This window comes from Kribbella sp. NPDC004875 (assembly GCF_042873375.1).
Taxonomy (GTDB): Bacteria; Actinomycetota; Actinomycetes; order Propionibacteriales; family Kribbellaceae; genus Kribbella.
Map to the genome: position 1 here is coordinate 551,594 of NZ_JBIALI010000004.1, position 17,650 is coordinate 569,243.

A 17,650-nucleotide genomic window follows, 5' to 3' on the forward strand; every position below is an offset into this window, starting at 1 on the left:
GAGTGCATGGTGGAGCTGCAGGTTGTCCTCCCGGACGAGTCGGCGTCGATGCCGCCCGAGCGACTGGTCGAGCTGGCGATCGCCGCCGAGGAGCTGGGCTACGGTACGGCGTGGTTGCCCGATCACCTGTTGCCGCCGGGTGACTTCGGCCCGACGTACGGCGGTGTCTACGAGCCGCTCGTGACGATCGGCTACCTGGCCGCGCGCACCACCCGGATCAGGTTCGGTACGTCGGTTCTCGTGCTCCCGATGCGGAGCCCGTACGTCGTGGCCAAACAAGCCGCGACACTGCATCGGCTGTCGGGTGAACGCCTCGTCCTCGGCGTCGGAGCCGGATGGGCGGCCGCCGAGTTCGCCGCGGTCGGTGCGGTGTTCGAGGAGCGTGGGCGGCGTACGGACGAGTCGCTCGCGATCATCCGCGACCTGTTCGAGGGCCGGGACCGCGGTGGGGTGTTCGAGCCGCGGCCGCGGGCGCCGCTGCCGATCATGGTCGGCGGTACGACGGTTCCCGCGCTGCGCCGGGCGGCTCGGTTCGGGGACGAGTGGCAGGGCCTGGGTCTCGACGGTGCCGGGTTCGCCGCGGCGGTAGCCAAGCTGCGGTCGTACGGCGATCGGCCGGTGAAGGTCGGGACCAGACTCGACTGGTCAGCCGGAGATCCCGAACCGGTGGTGGCGATGGCTCACCAACTCGCCGCGGCCGGTGCTGAGACCGTCGCAGTGTCGTTCGGGGACGAGCGCGATGCGTTGGAGCGAATGACGCGGTTCCACGGGTTGTTCACGGCGGGGTGAGTTTGCCGCGCAGCACCTTGCCGGTCGCGTTCCGCGGGAACTCGTCAAGGATCACGATCTGCCGCGGCGTCTTGTAGCGGGCCAGATTCGCCCTCACGTACTCGATCAACTCGTCCTCGGACGCCGGCTCGTGCAGCACGACGTACGCGACCAGCCGTTGACCGAACTCCTCATCGGGTACGCCGGTGACGACCGCCTCGCCGACGGCCGGATGCGCGGCCAGGCACTGCTCGACCTCGACCGGGTACACGTTCTCGCCACCGGAGACGATCATGTCGTCCTCGCGACCGTCGACGAACAGACGACCGGCCGCGTCCAGATGGCCGAGGTCGCCGGTGCTCATCCGGCCGTCGACCACGGTCTTGCTGGAGCCGTCGGAGTACCCGCCGAACACCAGCCCGCCGCCGGCGAAGATCCGGCCGGTGGATCCGGTCGGCACCGGGCGGTCCTGGTCGTCCAGGATCCGGATCGAGCTGCCGAGGCACGGCCGCCCGACGGTCCCGGGCGCGGCGAGCAGGTCGGCGGACGTCGCGATCGTCGCGATCCCGACCTCGCTCGACCCGTACGCGTCGGCCAGCACGGGGCCGAAGCGCTCGATGAACCGCTCGGCCAGCGGCGCTCCGAGCTGGGAGGCCCCGGAGATGACCGCCCGCAGCGAGCGCAGGTCGTACTGCGCGATCGCGGCCGGACCGAGATCGAGCATCCGCCGCAACATCACCGGTACGGCGACGATCGCGCCCGCGCGCGTCGCCTCGACATCCGCGAGCACCGTGGCCGGGTCGAACCGCGGACGCAGTACGAGCGGTGAGCCGAGGAACAGCGCGAGCATCGAGGTGAGCAGCCCGAGCCCGTGGAACAGCGGCGGGCCGATGATCATCGGCTCACCCGACCGCAGCCCGAACCGGCTGAGCGCGCTTCCGGTCAGCCCCGCCAGCCCGAGCGCGGTCGGCGCCCGCGGCGCGGCCTTGGGCGTACCAGTGGTCCCGGACGTGAGGATCGTGATGTGCCCGGTCGACTCAGGCGGTGGTGCGGCCGGACCCTTCGACGCGGCGAGTTCTTCGAGGTCGGAGCCGATCGCGGGGAGACCGGTCGGCGGCGTGAACTCGGTGTCGTGGATCAGCAGGTCGGGACGATGCCGTTCCAGGACGGCCTGCAGCTGTGGCGCGGCGAACTCGGTGTTCACGAACAACACGTCCGCGCCGATCCGCGACGCGGCGAGGGTCGCCTCCAGGAACCCGCGGTGGTTCCGGCACAGCACCGCGACCTTGCTCCCGGCAACGATCTCGTGGCGTTCCCGCATCCCGGCCGCGATCCGCTCGCACCGGCGGTCGAGTTCGCCGTACGTGATCGAATCCTCGCCGGTGATGACGGCCGCGCGTTCCGGGTACCGGATCGCGGCGATCGCGCCCAGCGCGGCCATCGACTGGCCCCACGTGCGCAACGCGCGTTCGATGCGGATCAGTTGGGCCGGGCTCGCCGACCGCCAGACCCCGGATTTGATCAGCGCGACCGACAACTCACCGACCTCGGCCGCGCCCTGCACCAACCACTCGGGCGGCCGGATCGGCCCGATCGGGCGGATCGTCCTCATCGCTTCTTCCCACCTCCGGTACGCCGGAAGTACTGCTCGAGCAAGCGGTCCGTCGGGACGCGCAGCAGATTGCCCAGCGCATCAGCCGGCCGGACGAACGGCGGCGTGATGTTGTGCGGCCGCTCCGCCACCGCCGTGCACACCTGGTCGGCAGCCTGCTCCGGCGACAGCCCGGGCATCTTGTTCAGCAGCGGCGTCGGCTCGCTCATCCGCGTGTGCACCAACCCCATGTAGACGGTCGAGGTGGTGACTCCGTCGCCGCGCACCTCCTGCGCCACGCAACGCAGCCAGACGTCGAACGCGCTCTTCGACGCGAGGTACGCCGACCAGCGCGCCATCGGAGGAGTCCGGACGCCGGCCGTCGACACGTTCACGATGTGGCCGGAGCGGCGCTCTCGCATCGACGGGAGCAGTTCGAGCACGAGCTTCGCCGGGCCCAGATAGTTCACCGCGTTGGTGCGCTCGATGTCGTGGAACCGCTGGTAGGTGTCCGCGACCGACCGACGGATCGACTTGCCGGCGTTGTTCACCAGTACGTCCACCCGCTCGTGCTCGGCCAGCACTGTCCGCACGAGGTCCTCGACCGCGGCCGGGTCGGCGAGGTTCGCCGGATAGACGTACGCCGACCCGCCGGCCGACCGGATGTCATCGGCAACGAGCTGTAACTGGTCCTCGGTCCGGGCGACGAGCAGCACCGTCGCACCGGCAGCGGCGAGCCGCCGGGCGGTCGCCTCGCCGATGCCGTACGACGAACCGGTCACCAGGATCACCTTGCCGCGGACCGCCGCGGCAAGCCGCTCGTCGGGGATCTTGGTCCGGCCGTTGGTCAACGCGACAAGCAACGGCCACCCGATCGGTCGCTTCCCAGTCACCATGCGGCCGACATTACCCGCTGGTAGCCACGGGCGGGAGCCCTCAACCGACTCTTTGCAACCACTCCCGGACGAGCGCGCCGAACAGCTCCGGCTGCTCGAGCTGCAGGTTGTGGCCCGCAACATCCAGCACCGCGTACGTCGCCCGCGGGTAGTGGGGGAGCAGCTCGTACAGATCGGCGTACCCGGTCACCGAGTCCTGCCGGCCGCACATGATCAGCGACGGCCGCTCGTACACCGGGCCGCTCTCCGGCGCCGTCGTCAGCGCCCACTTCTGCTGGATCCGGTCCATCGCCTCGAGATCGGCGATCGCCAGACCTGGCGCGACATCCGACCGGTACGCCGCCAGCGCGGCGGCTGTCTGCACGACGGCGATCTCGGTGAAGTCCTCGCCCTCGGCCAGTGACTCGAGCACGCCGGGCTCGGTCCGCAGCACGACATGCTCGGGCACCTGCCGGTCCTTGTGCCACAGCCTGCCGGTCGGGCAGATCAGTCCGAGCCCGAGGACCTGGTCAGGGCGCTCCGCGACGAGACCGCGGGCGAGATAGCCGCCGTACGACTCGCCGAGCAGGAGGAACGGCTGGTCGCCGATCTGCTCGTCGACAAAGGCGCGGAGCGCGGCCATGATGCCGTCGGAGCTGTCGATGTCGCCGGCGGGGCTCTGGCCCATGCCGGGAAGATCGGGATACAGCCTGCGGTAGCCGGGGAGCTGGGTGAAGATCGGCTCGAGGCAGCCGGTCATCAGGCGGTGGTCGGGTGTCCAGCCGTGGATCGCGAGCACCGGTAGGCCCTCGCCGATCGACACATGGTGCAGAGTCATGGGAGCAGTTGTAGCAATCGGTCCCGACAGTTCTAGAGTCGCACCATGGCTCGTCGATCAGCACTCCCTCCCACTCCCGAGGCCGCCGTACTGCGTGCCCGTCTGGACCGCGCCCGTGCGGCCGCGGCCGGCACCGGCCTGGTCATCGCGCCGGGCTCCGACCTTCGCTACCTGCTCGGCCGGCCGGGCGGTTCGTTCGAGCGCCTCACTGCGCTGCTCATCCCGGCCGACGGTGCGCCCGCGCTCGTCGTACCGAAGCTGGAGGCGCCGGGGTTCGACGGGCTGCCGCTGGACGAGCTCGGTGTCGAGGTTGTGACGTGGGTCGACGGTGTCGACCCGTACAGGCTGGCGGCCGATCGGCTGCGGGGCGCCGAGCGTGTTGCGGTCAGCGACTTCACGCCGGCGCTGCACGTGCTGGGGATCCGGGACGCGTTGCCGAAGGCCGAGCAGGTTCTCGCCGGTCCGATCGTGCGGGAGCTGCGGATGCGCAAGGACGCCGCCGAGATCGAGGCACTGCGCAAGGCGGGCGCTGCGATCGACCGCGTGCAAGCGCGGGTCGGCGAGTGGCTGCGTCCGGGGCGGACCGAGGCCGAGGTAGGTGCCGACATCGCGGCCGCGATCGTCGAGGAGGGCCACACCGAGGCGGACTTCGTGATCGTCGGTAGCGGCCCGAACGGCGCGAGCCCGCACCACGCGCTGTCCGACCGGGTGATCGAGGCGGGTGACGTGGTCGTCGTCGACATCGGCGGACCGGTGGCCGAGGGCTACAACTCCGACTCGACCCGCACGTACTCCGTCGGTACGCCGCGGGACGCCGACGTGGCCGCGACGTACGCCGTACTGCAACGGGCTCAGCAGGCTGCGGTGGATGCGGTCCGGCCTGGTGCGACGGCCGAGTCGATCGATGCGGCGGCGCGGGATGTGATCGCCGACGCCGGGTTCGGGGAGTACTTCATCCACCGCACCGGTCACGGGATCGGGCTGGACGTGCACGAGGAGCCGTACATCGTGGCGGGTAACAGTCTGCCGCTGGAAGCGGGTATGGCGTTCAGCGTCGAGCCGGGGATCTACCAGCCGGGGCGCTGGGGTGCGCGGATCGAGGACATCGTCGTGGTCACCGCGGACGGCGGCGAGTCGATGAACAACCAGCCGCACGACCTGGTCGTCGTCTAGCCCGCGCGGAACGTTTTGCGGTAGGCGAGTGGGGAGACTCCGAGCTCGGACCGCAGGTGGTGCCGCAGGGAGGCCGCCGTACCCAGGCCGGCCTCCTCGGCGACCCGGTCGACGGACAGGTCGGTCGTCTCGAGCAGGTGGCACGCGTGGCGCACCCGCTGTTGCAGCAACCAGGTGCCGGGCGACTGACCCGTCTCGGCCTTGAAGCGGCGGCTGAACGTGCGGACGCTCATCCGTGCATGCGCTGCCATGCCCGCGAGGCTGATCTCCTGATCGAGCCGTCCGAGTGCCCAGGCCCGCGTCGGCGACGTACCCTCGCTGCCTTCTTCGGGTACGGCGCGCTCGATGAACTGCGACTGGCCACCGTCACGCCACGGTGCGACCACGCAGTGCCGTGCCGCCCGGTTCGCGACCTCGCTGCCGAAGTCGCGGCGGATCAGGTGCAGGCAGAGGTCGATGCCCGCGGCCAGCCCGGCCGAGGTCAGGACGTCGCCGTCGTCGACGAACAGCCGGTCCTCGTCGAGCTTCACCTGCGGATACACGCTGCGGAACAACTCGGCCCGCTCCCAGTGCGTGGTCGCCGGACGGTCGTCGAGGTAACCGGCGGCGCCCAGGACGAAGGCGCCTGTACAGATCGAGGCGATCCGGGTGCCTGGACGGATGGTCGCCAACGCGGCGGCCAGGTCGTCGGGCAGGGTGCCTTCGTACCGCGGTTTGGCGATGTAGGTGCCCGGGATGATCACGGTGTCCGCCTCGGCCAGCGCCTCCGGGCCGTAATCTGGGACGAGGCTGAATCCGGCGCCGGCCCGCACCGATCCACCGAGTCCACAGATGCGTACGTCGTACAGCTTCGTGCCATCGGCCTTGGTCGCGGCGCCGAAGACCGTCGGCGGAATGGTCAGGTCGAACCCGACCACCGGCTCGAGGGCCAGCACCGCGATCACGTGCGGGCCGACCGGCGTCAGGTGCCGGCGTGCGCTCCGGGAACTCATGGCCATATCTTGACACATCGTGGCAATCTGGCCACTTGTTCGATGATCATCGAACCGGCACTCTTGGTCGGGTGACGCAGATTCTGGAGACGAAGCGGGCTCCCCGGGTGCACCTGGCCTGGGCAGTCGCGGTCGTCGGTTTCGTGACCCTGATCGGGGCGGCCGGGTTCCGGTCGGTTCCGAGTGTGCTGCTGGACCCGCTGCACGAGGAGTTCGGCTGGTCGCATGCGACGATCTCGGCGGCGGTGTCGATCAACCTGTTGCTGTTCGGTGGCATCTCGCCATTCGCCGCGGCACTGATGGACAGGCTGGGACTGCGGAAGGTGGTCAGCGGAGCGCTGGTGCTGATCGCACTGGGCAGTGGCCTGACCGTTTTCATGACGCAGTCCTGGCAGCTGCTGCTCTGTTGGGGCCTGCTCGTCGGGATCGGCACCGGCTCGATGTCGATGACGTTCGTGGCGACCATCACCGGGCGCTGGTTCGTCCATCGGCGTGGTCTGGTCACCGGGATCCTGACGGCGGCCGGTGCGACCGGGCAGCTCATCTTCTTGCCGCTGATCGCATCGCTCGCCGGCCGCTACGGGTGGCGTGTGCCCGCGTTGGTGGCTGCCGGTGCCGCGCTGGCCGTCGTACCGCTGGTGCTGTTGTTCCTGCGGGACTACCCGAGTGACGTGGGGCTGCGGGCGTACGGCGCTCCGGAGGGGAGCACCGCCGGACAGCGTGTGGAAACGACGGGTAGCAGTGCGCTGCGGGCGATCAATGCGCTGCGGATGGCAGCGCGGCGGCCGGCGTTCTGGCTGTTGGCGGGTGGGTTCGCGATCTGCGGTGCGTCGACGAACGGACTGGTCGGGACGCACTTCGTGACCGCGGCGCACGACCACGGGATGCCGGCGACGACGGCTGCTTCACTGTTGGCGCTGGTCGGGGTGTTCGACGTCGGCGGGACGATCTTCTCCGGCTATCTGACCGACCGGTGGGATCCGCGGTACCTGCTGATCGCCTACTACTCACTGCGCGGCCTGTCGTTGCTGGTGCTGCCGTCGCTGCTCGGTCCGACTGCCGCGCCGAGCACCTGGGTGTTCATCATCTTCTACGGGCTGGACTGGGTCGCGACCGTTCCGCCGACCGTGGCGCTGTGCCGGGAGTGGTTCGGTCAGGACGGGCCGATCGTGTTCGGCTGGGTGTTCGCGTCGCACCAGGTCGGTGCAGCGCTGGCCGCGACCGGGGCCGGTGCGATCCGGGACGCGCAGGGCAGTTACAACCTCGCGTGGTACCTGGCCGGTGGCCTGTGCGCCGCGGCGGCGTTGATGTCGGCGAGTATCGGGCGGCGGCTCGAAACTGCCTGAGTTCGTCCGCTAGCCTCGACTTAAGTTGAGGTCGGAGGAGTGGGCGATGGACATCGAGCCGGGTGAGTTGACGGTCGGACAGCTGTCGCAGCGCAGTGGCGTCGCGATCTCGGCTCTGCATTTCTACGAACGCCAGGGGCTGGTGCTGAGTCGCCGTACGTCGGGCAACCAGCGCCGGTACAAGCGGGACACGTTGCGGCGGGTGGCGCTGATCCGGATCGCGCAGCGGGTCGGCATCCCGTTGAGCGAGGTGGCCGCGATCCTCAAGCTGCTACCCGAGAACCGCACACCGACCCGGGCGGACTGGGAGCGGATCTCCGAGTGCTGGCAGGCCGAGCTGGACCGCCGGATCCTGCACCTGGAACAGCTCCGCGACGACTTCAAGGACTGCATCGGCTGCGGCTGCCTGTCCCTCGACCGCTGCGCCCTGGCCAACCCCCTCGACACCCTCGCCGCAACCGGCCCCGGCCCCCGCCGCCTAACCACCCCCACCGGCACCCCCTCCCACCCCAACCGCTGCGCCTAACCCCCACCCCACCCGCCCACCCGCCACCCACCCGCCAGTCCCCGCCAGTCCCAACGCGCCCCGCAGTCCCCGAAGCCCCCGCCGCGCCCAGCCCGGCTCCGCCACCAGCACCTGCACACAGCAACCGGTGCCCCGCACAGGCAATAACAGGTCCCCACCCCCCAGTACCTGTCCTGGCCTCCCGTACTGGCCTCCCGTACTGGCCTCCCGTACCGGCCTCCCGTACCGGCCTCCCGTACCGGCCTCCCGTACCGGCCTCCCGTGCCGGCCCCTGTGCGTGCCTTCGGTTCCAGTCTCCTGTTCCGGCCCGCAGCCGCGGCACCTTCGCCGAGGGCCCGCGTCCAGCACCCGCCGACAGGAACCCGTGGCCTCGCACAGGCAATAACAGGTCCCCGCCCCCCAGTACCTGTCCTGGCCACCCGTGCCGGGCTCCTGTTCCGGCCCGCAGCCGCAGCACGTCCGCCGAAGGCCCGCGTCCTGCACCTGCGGACAGGAAGCCGTGGCGTTGCACAGGCAATAACAGGTCCGCACCCCCGAGTACCTGTGCTGGCCTCCCGTGCCGGGCTCCTGTGCGTGCCTTCGGTTCCAGCTTCCTGTTCCAGTCCACAGCCGCGGCACCTCCGCCGAGGCCCGCGTCCTGCACCTGCCGACAGGAACCCGTGCCCTTGCATAGGCAATAACAGATCCCGCCCCCAGTTCCTGTGCTGGCATCCCGGGTCGGGTTCCTGTGTGTGCCTTCGGTTCCGGTCTCCTGTTCCGGCGCGCAGCCGCGGCACGTCCGCCGAGGCCCGCGTCCTGCACCTGCCGACAGGAACCCGTGGCCTTGCACAGGCAATAACAAGTCCCCGCCCGCCAGTACCTGTGCTGGCCTCCCGTGTCGGGCTCCTGTGCTTGCCTCCCGTGTCGGGTTCCTGTGTGTGCCGTCGGTTCCGGTCTCCTGTTCCGGCGCGCAGCCGCGTCACGTCCGCCGAGGCCCGCGCCCTGCACCTGCCGACAGGAACCCGTGGCCTTGCACAGGCAATAACAGGTCCCCACCCCCCAGTACCTGTCCTAGCCTCCCGCGCCGGGCTCCTGTGCTGGCATCCCGGGTCGGGTTCCTGTGTGTGTCTTCGGTTCCGGTCTCCTGTTCCGGCGCGCAGCCGCGTCACGTCCGCCGAGGGCCTCTGTCCTGCACCTGCCGACAGGAAGCCGGGGCCTTGCACAGGCAATAACATGTCCGCACCCCCCAGTACTTGTCCCGTCCCCCCGGTTTCGTCGGGCACCGCTGTCAGCGTCACGCCTGCCTGGCGCGCGCCGGGTTCTGCGGCTTGGCCTGGTTGGCTGAGCGCGGGTGGCAGGTGTCGGCGGACTGGTGGCTGCCGACGGGCGGGGCGGCGGCACGCCGGCCGACAGATTAGGCCGAGGGTGGCGGCGGCGGCGCCGGCCGGCAGATCGGGCCGAGGGTGGCAGCGGTGCGGCCTGCTGGCTGATTGTCGGTGGTGGGTTGTTGTCGGGCTGGCTGGTTGCAGTGCGTCAGTCGGCATTTGACCGGCCAGCCGCCCAGTCGGCGCAAGGGCGGCGAGGGCGGGGGCGTGCGCGGGCGGGGGGCGAGGGGAGGGGGCTTGTGGGCTCCTTGGACTCCTTGGCGTGCTCGGGCTGCTTGGGCTCCCTGGGTTCCTTGGGGCGGGGGTGGGGTCTGGGGGTTATCCACAGGAGTGGGGTTGCGGTCGGCGGGGTGGGGGTGGGGGCGTCTAGGGTTTCGGCATGGCTGGGACTGACTCGATGACTGACTCGACGCTGACCTTGACCGACGATCGCGCGAAGGTCGCCGGTGACGTGATCCGTGCGATCGCGGGTGATGACGCCCGGCTCCGTGCGGACCAGGAGACCGCGGTCGCGGCGCTGTCCGAGGCGGCGGCGCGGGTGCTGGTCGTGCAGGCGACGGGGTGGGGCAAGTCCGCGGTGTACTGGGCGGCGACCGCGATCCGGCGGGCCGAGGGGTTCGGTCCGACGCTCGTCGTGTCGCCGCTGCTCTCGTTGATGCGTGACCAGGTCGCGGCCGCGAGTCGGGCGGGGCTGCGGGCCGCGACGCTGAACTCGAACAACATCGACGAATGGTCGAGTATCGAGCACGACCTGCGGTCGGGCGCGATCGACGTACTGCTGGTGTCGCCGGAGCGGTTGGCGAATCCAGGGTTCGGGCGGCGGGTCCTCGACGGACTGGCCGGGCAGGTCGGTCTGCTGGTGATCGACGAGGCGCATGCAGTGTCCGACTGGGGCCACGACTTCCGGCCGGACTATCGGCGGGTATCCGAGGTGCTGCAGCAGCTGAACCCCGACACTCCCGTGCTCGCGACGACAGCCACCGCCAACGCACGCGTGACCGAGGACGTCGCGAAGCAACTGGGGGAGTCGACTCTCGTACTGCGTGGTCCGCTCGCTCGGGCGAGTCTGCAACTCGCGGTGGTCGATGCGCTCTCGCCTCTGGACCGGTACGCGTGGGTGGTGGACGTGCTGCCGCAGCTCCCGGGCTCGGGGATCGTGTACGCGTTGACGGTCGCGGATGCTCAGCGCCTGGCAACGGTGATCCAGGAGGTGCATGGGCGGGACGTGCCGGTCGCGGCGTACACCGGGCAGCTCGACGCGGGGGAGCGGGAGAGCCTCGAGGACGCGCTGCGCGACAACCGGCTGAAGGCGTTGATCGCGACGTCGGCGCTGGGGATGGGGTACGACAAGCCGGACCTCGGGTTCGTCGTGCACGTCGGCTCGCCGCCGTCGCCCGTGTCGTATTACCAGCAGGTTGGTCGTGCGGGTCGCGGGATCGACCACGCGGTCGTGGCCTTGCTGCCCTCGGAGGCGGATGCCGGGGTGTGGGACTACTTCGCGACCGCGACGATCCCGGTGCCGGAGAACGTGCAGCGGCTGTTGCGGGCGCTGGAGAGCTACGGCCCGGACGCACCCGCGACCGTGCCGGGGCTGGAGGCCGAGACCGGTCTGCGGCGCACGCGCGTCGAGCTGATGCTGAAGCAGCTCGCGGTCGACGGCGTGGTGGACCGGGTCGAGCGCGGCTGGCTGCGGACCGGCGTGGAGTGGACGTTCGACGCGGAGCACTACGACGGGATCGTGTCGGTACGCCGGCGCGAGGCCGACATCATGCGCGCGTACACCCGCGGCGACCGTTGCCTGATGCAACTGCTGCAGGAGTCCCTCGACGACCCGTCGGCGGAGCCGTGCGGCCGGTGCTCGGTGTGCATCGGCGCGCTGCCGGAGCCGTTGGTCGCGCGCCCCGATCCGGAGACGGTCGCTGCGATCACCCGCTCGCTGCGCGGCGAGGTGCACGTGCTGGAGCCGCGCAAGATGTGGCCCGGTGGGGCGTTCGGTGCCCGCGGCAAGATCCCGCCGGCGCTCTCGGCCGAGCCGGGCCGCATCGTCGTGTACGCCGATGCTCCCGAGTGGCGCGATGCGCTGGCCGGAGCGTTCAGCGGCTCGCCGGTCCCGGACGCCGTCGAGGCCCTGAAGACCGGTGCGGTCGCCGCGTTGTCCCGGTGGCGCGGATCGTGGTCGGCTCGCCCCGAGGTCGTCGTACCGCTGGCTGCCGGTGGACATCCGGAGCTGACGTCGGTGATCGCCGATCACGTCGCGGGCGTCGGCCGGTTGGAGCGCGCCGAGCTCACGATCGACCGCACCGGCTACACCGACGACCTGTCATCCGCCGAGGAGGCGAAGGTCTGGCGGGACGGCCTGCAGGTGGACGACTCCACCGCGCAGGCCGTCACCGCACGCACCGTCCTCCTGCTGGTCGACGCCACGTCGTCGCAGTGGCCGGTCACCGTGGCGGCCGCCAAGCTCCGCGAAGCCGGCGCCGCCGCGGTGCTGCCGCTGGTGATTCACAAGCGCCCTTAGGTCGTGTCTGGCAATTCCCCGCCTACTGCGCGGCACTCGGCACGGCACCTCGCTGCACGTGAGCAAAGGCCACGATGCTCCGCATCGAGACCTTCGCTCCCGCGCACCGAGCCACCGCACCGAGCACCTGCTCGCTACGGCGCGGAATTGCCAGACACGACCTAGACCCGCGAAGCCCGCCAGCCGTCGAGGGACTCGGACCAGACGCTGACCTGTTTCTCGAGGTCGGCGAGCATGTCGGGCTCGCTCGTGGCCAGGTCGGTGGTCTCGTGCGGGTCCGCGGCGAGGTCGAACAGCAGTCGGCCGGGTTCCTTCGGCGCGCCGAGGCGCTCGCTCGGATCGACGACGAGCTTCCAGCTGCCACGGCGTACGGCGAGCTGGCCCTCGTACTCCCACGACAACACCCGATCCGGATCCGACGCACCCTCCGCCATGGCCGGCAGCAGGTCATGTCCGTCGAGGTCGGCGTCCGGCGTGAGACCGGCCGCTGCGAGGATCGTGGGCGTGACGTCCATCATCATCGACGGCACGTCACAGGTCTGTCCCGCGGGCAGTCCGGCCGGCCAGGACCAGATGCCGGGCACCCGGATGCCGCCCTCGAACACGGATCCCTTGTGGCCACGCAAGCCACCGGTCGAGCCGCCGGCGTACGCGATCTCCTCGCCGCCCAGCCAGTTCCGCTCCTCGGCCGACGGGCCGTTGTCGGACGAGAAGAAGATGATCGTGTCGTCGAGCCGCCCGGTCTGACGCAGTGCCTCGACGATCCGCCCGACCCCGTCGTCCACCCGGCTGACCATCGCGGCCATCACCTGCTGCTCCCAGGGCAGATGGGCGTACTTCGCCATCGCGTCGGCCGGCGCGTGCATCGGATAGTGCGGCGCGTTGTAGGCGACGTAGCAGAGGAACGGCTCGGTCGAGTCCTCGATGAACTCGACGGCCCGGTCGGTGATCAGGTCGGTCAGGTACTCGCCGTTGTTCCAGATCTCGGTGTCGTCCGACCACAGGTCGTGGATCGGGTACCGGACACCCCAGTACATGATGTGCGAGTAGTAGTCGACGCAGCCTGCGCGGAAGCCGACGTGGTGCTGGAAGCCGTGCCGGAGCGGGGCCGACCCGGGCTCGACGCCGAGGTGCCACTTCCCGAAGATCGCGGTCTTCCAGCCGGCCTCCGCCAGTGTCGAGGCGAGCGTGGACTGCGGGGGCAGGCCGTGGGTGTCGCGGCGGGCGCCGAGGATCGACTCGACGCCGGCGTGCGCCGGGTGCCGGCCGGTCAGCAGCGACGCGCGGGACGGCGAGCAGACCGGCGAATTCGAGTACCAGTCGGTCATCCGGACGCCGCGATCGGCCAGCGCGTCGATATTTGGCGTGCGGATCTCCGGGCTGCCGTAGCAGCCGAGGTCTCCCCACCCCAGGTCGTCGGTGTAGACGATCACGATGTTCGGTCGGGTCACCGGATAGCTCGCTTTCAGGAGTCGTCAGGAGGTCGAGGATCGGAGCGGTTCGAGCCGCACCCGGCCAGTCGGCAGCAGCCGGGTGGTCGGCGGCTCGTTGTGGTTCTCGACCCGGGCGGTGAGCAGTTCGACGGCGTTGCTCACCAGGAGCTTGAAGTCCGCCGCCACCAAGGTCAGCGGCACGGGGGAGAGGAAGGCCGAGTCGATCTCCTCGGTGCAGGCCGCCTCGATGCCGGCACCTTCCAGTGCGATCGCATGCAGTACGCCGAGCAGCAGCAGACCGGTCGTGGTGACCACAGCGGTCGGTGGCTGATCGGAACGCAGCATCCCGACGACGGCCTCGGTCGCGGTGTCGGCGACCAGGTGGCCGACGCTCACCAGGTCCGGGTCGGGTGTGCTGCCGTGCCGGCGGAGAATGTCGTTCCAGGCCGCGTACCGCCGAGATCCGGGGTCGGTGTCGACCTCGCCACCGATGAACGCCATCCGGCGATGACCCTGCGCCCACAGCTGTTCGACGAGCTCGGCCATCGCCTTGTAGTAGTCGAAGGTCACCACGTCCGCGACGACCCCGCTCGGGATCCGGTCGACGTACACGATCGGCACGCTCGCCAGCCGGGACCGCTCGCCGAGCACGTCACCGTTGGCCGGTACGACGAACAACCCGTCGACGCGCCGGCTCGACATCTCCTTGATCAGATGCTTCTCGCGCGCCCATTCCTTCTGCGTCACGGAGACGAGCAGCGTGGAACCGTGGTCCTGAGCCGCCCGGTCGAGTTCGGCGATCAGCGTGCTGAAGTAGTGCGACTCGACGGCGTCCACGAGCAGGCCCCAGGTCATGGACCGGACACCGGGACGCAGCGAGCGTGCCGAAGCGCTGAGCACGAAGTCGAGCTGGGTGACGGCGCGTCGTACCCGCTCGGCGGTTTCGCTCTGGACGGCCGCGGACCCGTTCAGCACCCGCGACACAGTGGACATGCTGACCCCGGCCAGGGTGGCGACGTCCTTGATCGTCGGCGGCCTGGGCTGACTGTTCATCGTCACTCCTTCACGCTCCCGGTCGCCAGACCGGATACCAGCCGTCGCTGAGCGATCGCGAAGAGGATGACGGTGGGAACCGACGCCACCACCGATGCGCACATGACGAGGTCCCATTGTGTCGTGAACTCGCCGAAGAAATCGGACAACCCGACCTGCACGGTCTTCAGCTGGTTGTCGGTCATCAGCACCTTGGCGAACAGGTACTCCTCCCAGGCCATCACGAACGTGTTGATCGCGACGGTCGCGACGCCCGGCCAGGCGATCGGGAAGATCACCCGGAACAGCACCCCGAGCGTCGAGCAGCCGTCGATCCGGGCTGCCTCGTCGAGACCCTTCGGGACGGTGTTGAAGTACCCCATCATCAGGTACGTCGCGAACGGCAGCACCAACCCGACGTACGCGAGGATCAGGCCCTGGTACGTGTTCAGCAGGTGCAGCTCGGAGAAGAACAGGTACAGCGGCGTGATCAGGATGACGAACGGGAAGAGCTGGACCGCGATGAAGACCACCATCAGCACCCGCTTCCCGCGGAACTCGAACCGCGAGAACGCGTAGCCGGTGAGGCAGGAGATGAAGACCGCGATGATCATCGCCGCCAGCGCGACGATCGCGCTGTTCAGCACGTAGCGGCCGAACGACGAGCCCGCGAACAGCTGCTGGAAGCCGTGCACGGTGAAGTGGTCGGGCAGGATCCGGTTCAGGTCGAACATCTCGTCGGCGGGCCGGAAGGCGGTCATCACCATCCACGCGAACGGGAAGACCATCGCGGCGAGTACGACGGCGACCGTGGCCAGCACGATCGCGTCGCCGGTCCGCGACCGGGCCTTGCGCCGCCGCAGCTCGCGGGTCGCCGAGGCGCTCGTTCGGGCGTACGTCGTAGCCGTCATGCCTTCGACCTCCGCTGCAGGACCCCCAGGTAGAAGATCGTGAACAGGACCATGCAGAACGACATCAGCAGCCCGATCGCCGCACCCGAGCCGAGCTTGTTGTCGACGAAGGCCGTGGTGAACAGCTGCGTCGCGAGGACCTGGGTGTAGGTGCCGGGGCCGCCGCCGGTCGTCAGCCAGACGTAGACGAAGTTGTTGAACGAGTTGATCGTGATCATCAGCCCGACGACGCCGAGCACCGGCCGGAGGTTCGGCAGCGTGACGTACCAGAGCGTCCCGAAGCGCCCGGCGCCGTCGATGGCCGCCGCCTCGTACTGGTCGTGCGGAATCGCCTGCAGCCCGGCCATCAGCACGATGATCACGAACGGCAGCTCGCGCCACGAGATGATCGCGATCACGCACCACCACACGGTGCTGGTCTGGCCGAGGAACGGGATCCCCTGGTCGATCAGGCCGAACCGCATCAGCACTTGGTTGAGCAGACCGGCCTGCCCGTCGAGGAGCCACCGCCAGGCAGCGACCGCAACGGTCGGCGGGATCATCCACGGGATCAGCACCAGCGTCCGCGTCAGCCCGACGAGCCGGAGCCGGCGCAGTACCGGGGCCTGCAGCAACAGTGCGATCCCGAGGCCGAGGACCAGCCGGATCGCAACGGTCGCCAGCGTCAGCCAGACCACGGTGTTCTTCAGGCTGCTCAGCGTCAACGGGTTCTTCAGCACCGAGCGGAAGTTCCCGAGTCCGACGGACACGCCGTCACCGAGCGCGTCGTACGGCGTGACGTCGTGGACCGAGAGCCAGAGGTTGTAGGCGGCCGGGACCGCGAACAGCAACAGCAGGATGATCAGGCCCGGGGCAATCAGTCCGTACGGCGTCAGCGCGCCGGAGGGACCGCGTCGCCGCGGGAGACGGCCGGCGCTCATCGCGACTTCAGCTCACCCTCGATCTGGCTGATGATGTTCGCCGCCGCCGCATGACTGTCGGTCTGGCCGGAGTACACGGCGCCGAACTGGGCGTTGGTGATCTTGCTCAGCGTGTTCACCGGCACCGGCCCGCTGATGTAGCGGCCGAACGTCTGCGCGTGCGGGAGCTGTTGCTGGTAGCCCTCTTCGCCCGCCGGGACCTTCATCTTGGTCAGCACGGTGGTCGCCGCCGGGTACTGCGAGATCTTGGTGAATGCCTCGGAGCTGTTCAGGTACTTCAGGAACTCCCACGCCTGTTCGGGGTGCTTGGACGCGGCGCTGATCCCGAGCATCCGGCCGCCGAGGTGGGTGGCGCCGTCCTTGAGCCCGTCGGGCATCGGCGCGGTCTGCACGGCCGGGTTCGCCTTCTTGGCCTGGCGGAAGGTCTGCGGCGCCATCATCGTCATCGCGCAGGTCCCGCGGGACAGCCCGCCGACGAGCTGCGGGTCGGTCAGCTGCTCGACCGCGATCATCGACTTGGCGGTCGCGCCCGAGGTGAAGAGCTTGTTGAAGTAGTCGATCGCCGACTGCAGCTCGTCCTGGCCGACGCCGACCTTCCAGTTGTCGCCGTCCTGCTTGACCAGCGTCTGGCCGTGCGACCAGAGGTAGTAGTTGATCGGGAACCACTGACCGGACCCGGGGCCGCTCGCACCGGTGAAGCAGAAACCGGAACGCTTGGCCTTCGGGTCACTGAGCTTGACCGCGTCGGACGCGAGCTCGTCCCAGGTCGTCGGCGGCTTCAGACCGGCGGCCTTCAGCAGATCCGGACGGTACGCCAGGGCGTAGGTGTCGACGGTCCAGGGGAGGGCCCACGTCTTGTCCTGGAACTTCGCCAGGTCGAGCGCCAGGAAGTGGTCGACGGGGGTCTCCGGGGCGGACTTCTTCGCCAGGTCGTCGATCGGCTTCAGGATCTTCGGCTTGGCGAGGTCCTTCACGTTCACGTTGGCGATCTGGACGACATCCGGTCCGGAACCCGAGTTCGCCTCGCGGGCGAACTGCTGGGCGCTGTCCGGTCCGCTCAGTGTCTCGAGCTTCACCTGGATGTCGGGATGCTTGGCGTTCCAGGTCTGGACCACCGCCTGCAGGCCACCGATCTCACTCGGCGGATCGAACTGCCGGAACGTCAGCCGGACGACGCCGCCGGCCGAGTCGTCGTTCCCGGAGCCACCGCAGCCGGCCAGCGCCAGCGGGACGGCCAGCAGCCCGGCGGTCAGGGCGAGCATGTTTCGTCTCATCGACATCTCCTTCGACCCCCGCACCGTTTCCTGCCGCCCGACGGTAGGATGAAAACGTTGCCATGACAAGGGTCAAAGGAGAACTGTTT

14 protein-coding genes are annotated in these 17,650 nt (G+C 69.7%); 5 read left to right on the plus strand and 9 right to left on the minus strand.

Features of this window, described 5'->3' with window-relative positions:
- Positions 1–6 precede the first annotated feature (6 nt).
- Positions 7–789, plus strand: a complete 783-nt coding sequence (locus tag ACFYRH_RS24860) for an LLM class flavin-dependent oxidoreductase (RefSeq protein ID WP_387779767.1) — start codon at positions 7–9, stop codon at positions 787–789.
- Here ACFYRH_RS24860 and ACFYRH_RS24865 read toward each other — a convergent pair.
- From ACFYRH_RS24865 to ACFYRH_RS24875, 3 genes are read right to left on the minus strand one after another with little or no spacing between them, the layout of a single operon-like run.
- Complete coding sequence (locus ACFYRH_RS24865) at positions 776–2,380, minus strand: AMP-binding protein (RefSeq protein WP_387779770.1); 1,605 nt, start codon at positions 2,378–2,380, stop codon at positions 776–778. The two genes, ACFYRH_RS24860 and ACFYRH_RS24865, sit on opposite strands and share 14 nt — an antisense overlap.
- On the minus strand, positions 2,377–3,255 hold the full coding sequence (locus tag ACFYRH_RS24870) for an SDR family NAD(P)-dependent oxidoreductase (protein WP_387779774.1): 879 nt from the start codon (positions 3,253–3,255) through the stop codon (positions 2,377–2,379). Before ACFYRH_RS24870 ends, ACFYRH_RS24865 begins: the two co-directional genes overlap by 4 nt.
- 40 nt (positions 3,256–3,295) lie before the next feature.
- Positions 3,296–4,072: an alpha/beta fold hydrolase gene (locus ACFYRH_RS24875; protein ID WP_387779777.1), complete on the minus strand. Its 777-nt coding sequence runs from the start codon at positions 4,070–4,072 to the stop codon at positions 3,296–3,298.
- A gap of 45 nt (positions 4,073–4,117) precedes the next feature.
- On the opposite strand from ACFYRH_RS24875, the gene ACFYRH_RS24880 reads away from it, so the two are divergent.
- On the plus strand, positions 4,118–5,245 hold the full coding sequence (locus ACFYRH_RS24880; RefSeq protein WP_387779780.1) for a M24 family metallopeptidase: 1,128 nt from the start codon (positions 4,118–4,120) through the stop codon (positions 5,243–5,245).
- Here the strand turns inward: ACFYRH_RS24880 and ACFYRH_RS24885 are convergent.
- The gene (locus tag ACFYRH_RS24885; RefSeq protein ID WP_387779783.1) at positions 5,242–6,237 is read right to left on the minus strand and encodes a GlxA family transcriptional regulator; all 996 of its coding nucleotides are present in this window, start codon (positions 6,235–6,237) and stop codon (positions 5,242–5,244) included. The genes ACFYRH_RS24880 and ACFYRH_RS24885 overlap by 4 nt on opposite strands.
- A 71-nt stretch (positions 6,238–6,308) precedes the next feature.
- Between ACFYRH_RS24885 and ACFYRH_RS24890 the strand changes: the two genes are divergently transcribed.
- From ACFYRH_RS24890 to ACFYRH_RS24900, 3 genes are all read left to right on the plus strand, one after another.
- Entirely contained in the window at positions 6,309–7,583 is a 1,275-nt protein-coding gene (locus ACFYRH_RS24890; RefSeq protein ID WP_387779786.1) for an MFS transporter, read from the plus strand.
- A gap of 46 nt (positions 7,584–7,629) precedes the next feature.
- Complete coding sequence (gene soxR, locus ACFYRH_RS24895) at positions 7,630–8,109, plus strand: redox-sensitive transcriptional activator SoxR (RefSeq protein WP_387779789.1); 480 nt, start codon at positions 7,630–7,632, stop codon at positions 8,107–8,109.
- A gap of 1,743 nt (positions 8,110–9,852) precedes the next feature.
- Positions 9,853–11,991: a RecQ family ATP-dependent DNA helicase gene (locus ACFYRH_RS24900; RefSeq protein WP_387779792.1), complete on the plus strand. Its 2,139-nt coding sequence runs from the start codon at positions 9,853–9,855 to the stop codon at positions 11,989–11,991.
- 161 nt (positions 11,992–12,152) lie between these two features.
- Here the strand turns inward: ACFYRH_RS24900 and ACFYRH_RS24905 are convergent, their stop codons facing one another.
- Genes ACFYRH_RS24905 through ACFYRH_RS24925 form a run of 5 tightly spaced genes read right to left on the minus strand, consistent with a single transcriptional unit; the run spans position 12,153 to position 17,561 of the window.
- Entirely contained in the window at positions 12,153–13,442 is a 1,290-nt protein-coding gene (locus ACFYRH_RS24905) for a sulfatase (RefSeq protein ID WP_387779795.1), read from the minus strand.
- Positions 13,443–13,466: 24 nt separating this feature from the next.
- The gene (locus ACFYRH_RS24910) at positions 13,467–14,477 is read right to left on the minus strand and encodes a LacI family DNA-binding transcriptional regulator (RefSeq protein ID WP_387779798.1); all 1,011 of its coding nucleotides are present in this window, start codon (positions 14,475–14,477) and stop codon (positions 13,467–13,469) included.
- 2 nt (positions 14,478–14,479) lie between these two features.
- Positions 14,480–15,367, minus strand: coding sequence for a carbohydrate ABC transporter permease (locus ACFYRH_RS24915; protein WP_387779801.1), 888 nt, complete (start codon positions 15,365–15,367; stop codon positions 14,480–14,482).
- Positions 15,364–16,287 (minus strand): carbohydrate ABC transporter permease, encoded by a 924-nt coding sequence (locus ACFYRH_RS24920; RefSeq protein WP_387779804.1) that lies wholly within the window; start codon positions 16,285–16,287, stop codon positions 15,364–15,366. Before ACFYRH_RS24920 ends, ACFYRH_RS24915 begins: the two co-directional genes overlap by 4 nt.
- Positions 16,284–17,561, minus strand: coding sequence for an ABC transporter substrate-binding protein (locus ACFYRH_RS24925; RefSeq protein WP_387779807.1), 1,278 nt, complete (start codon positions 17,559–17,561; stop codon positions 16,284–16,286). The genes ACFYRH_RS24920 and ACFYRH_RS24925 overlap by 4 nt, the downstream gene beginning before the upstream one ends.
- Positions 17,562–17,650: the final 89 nt, after the last annotated feature.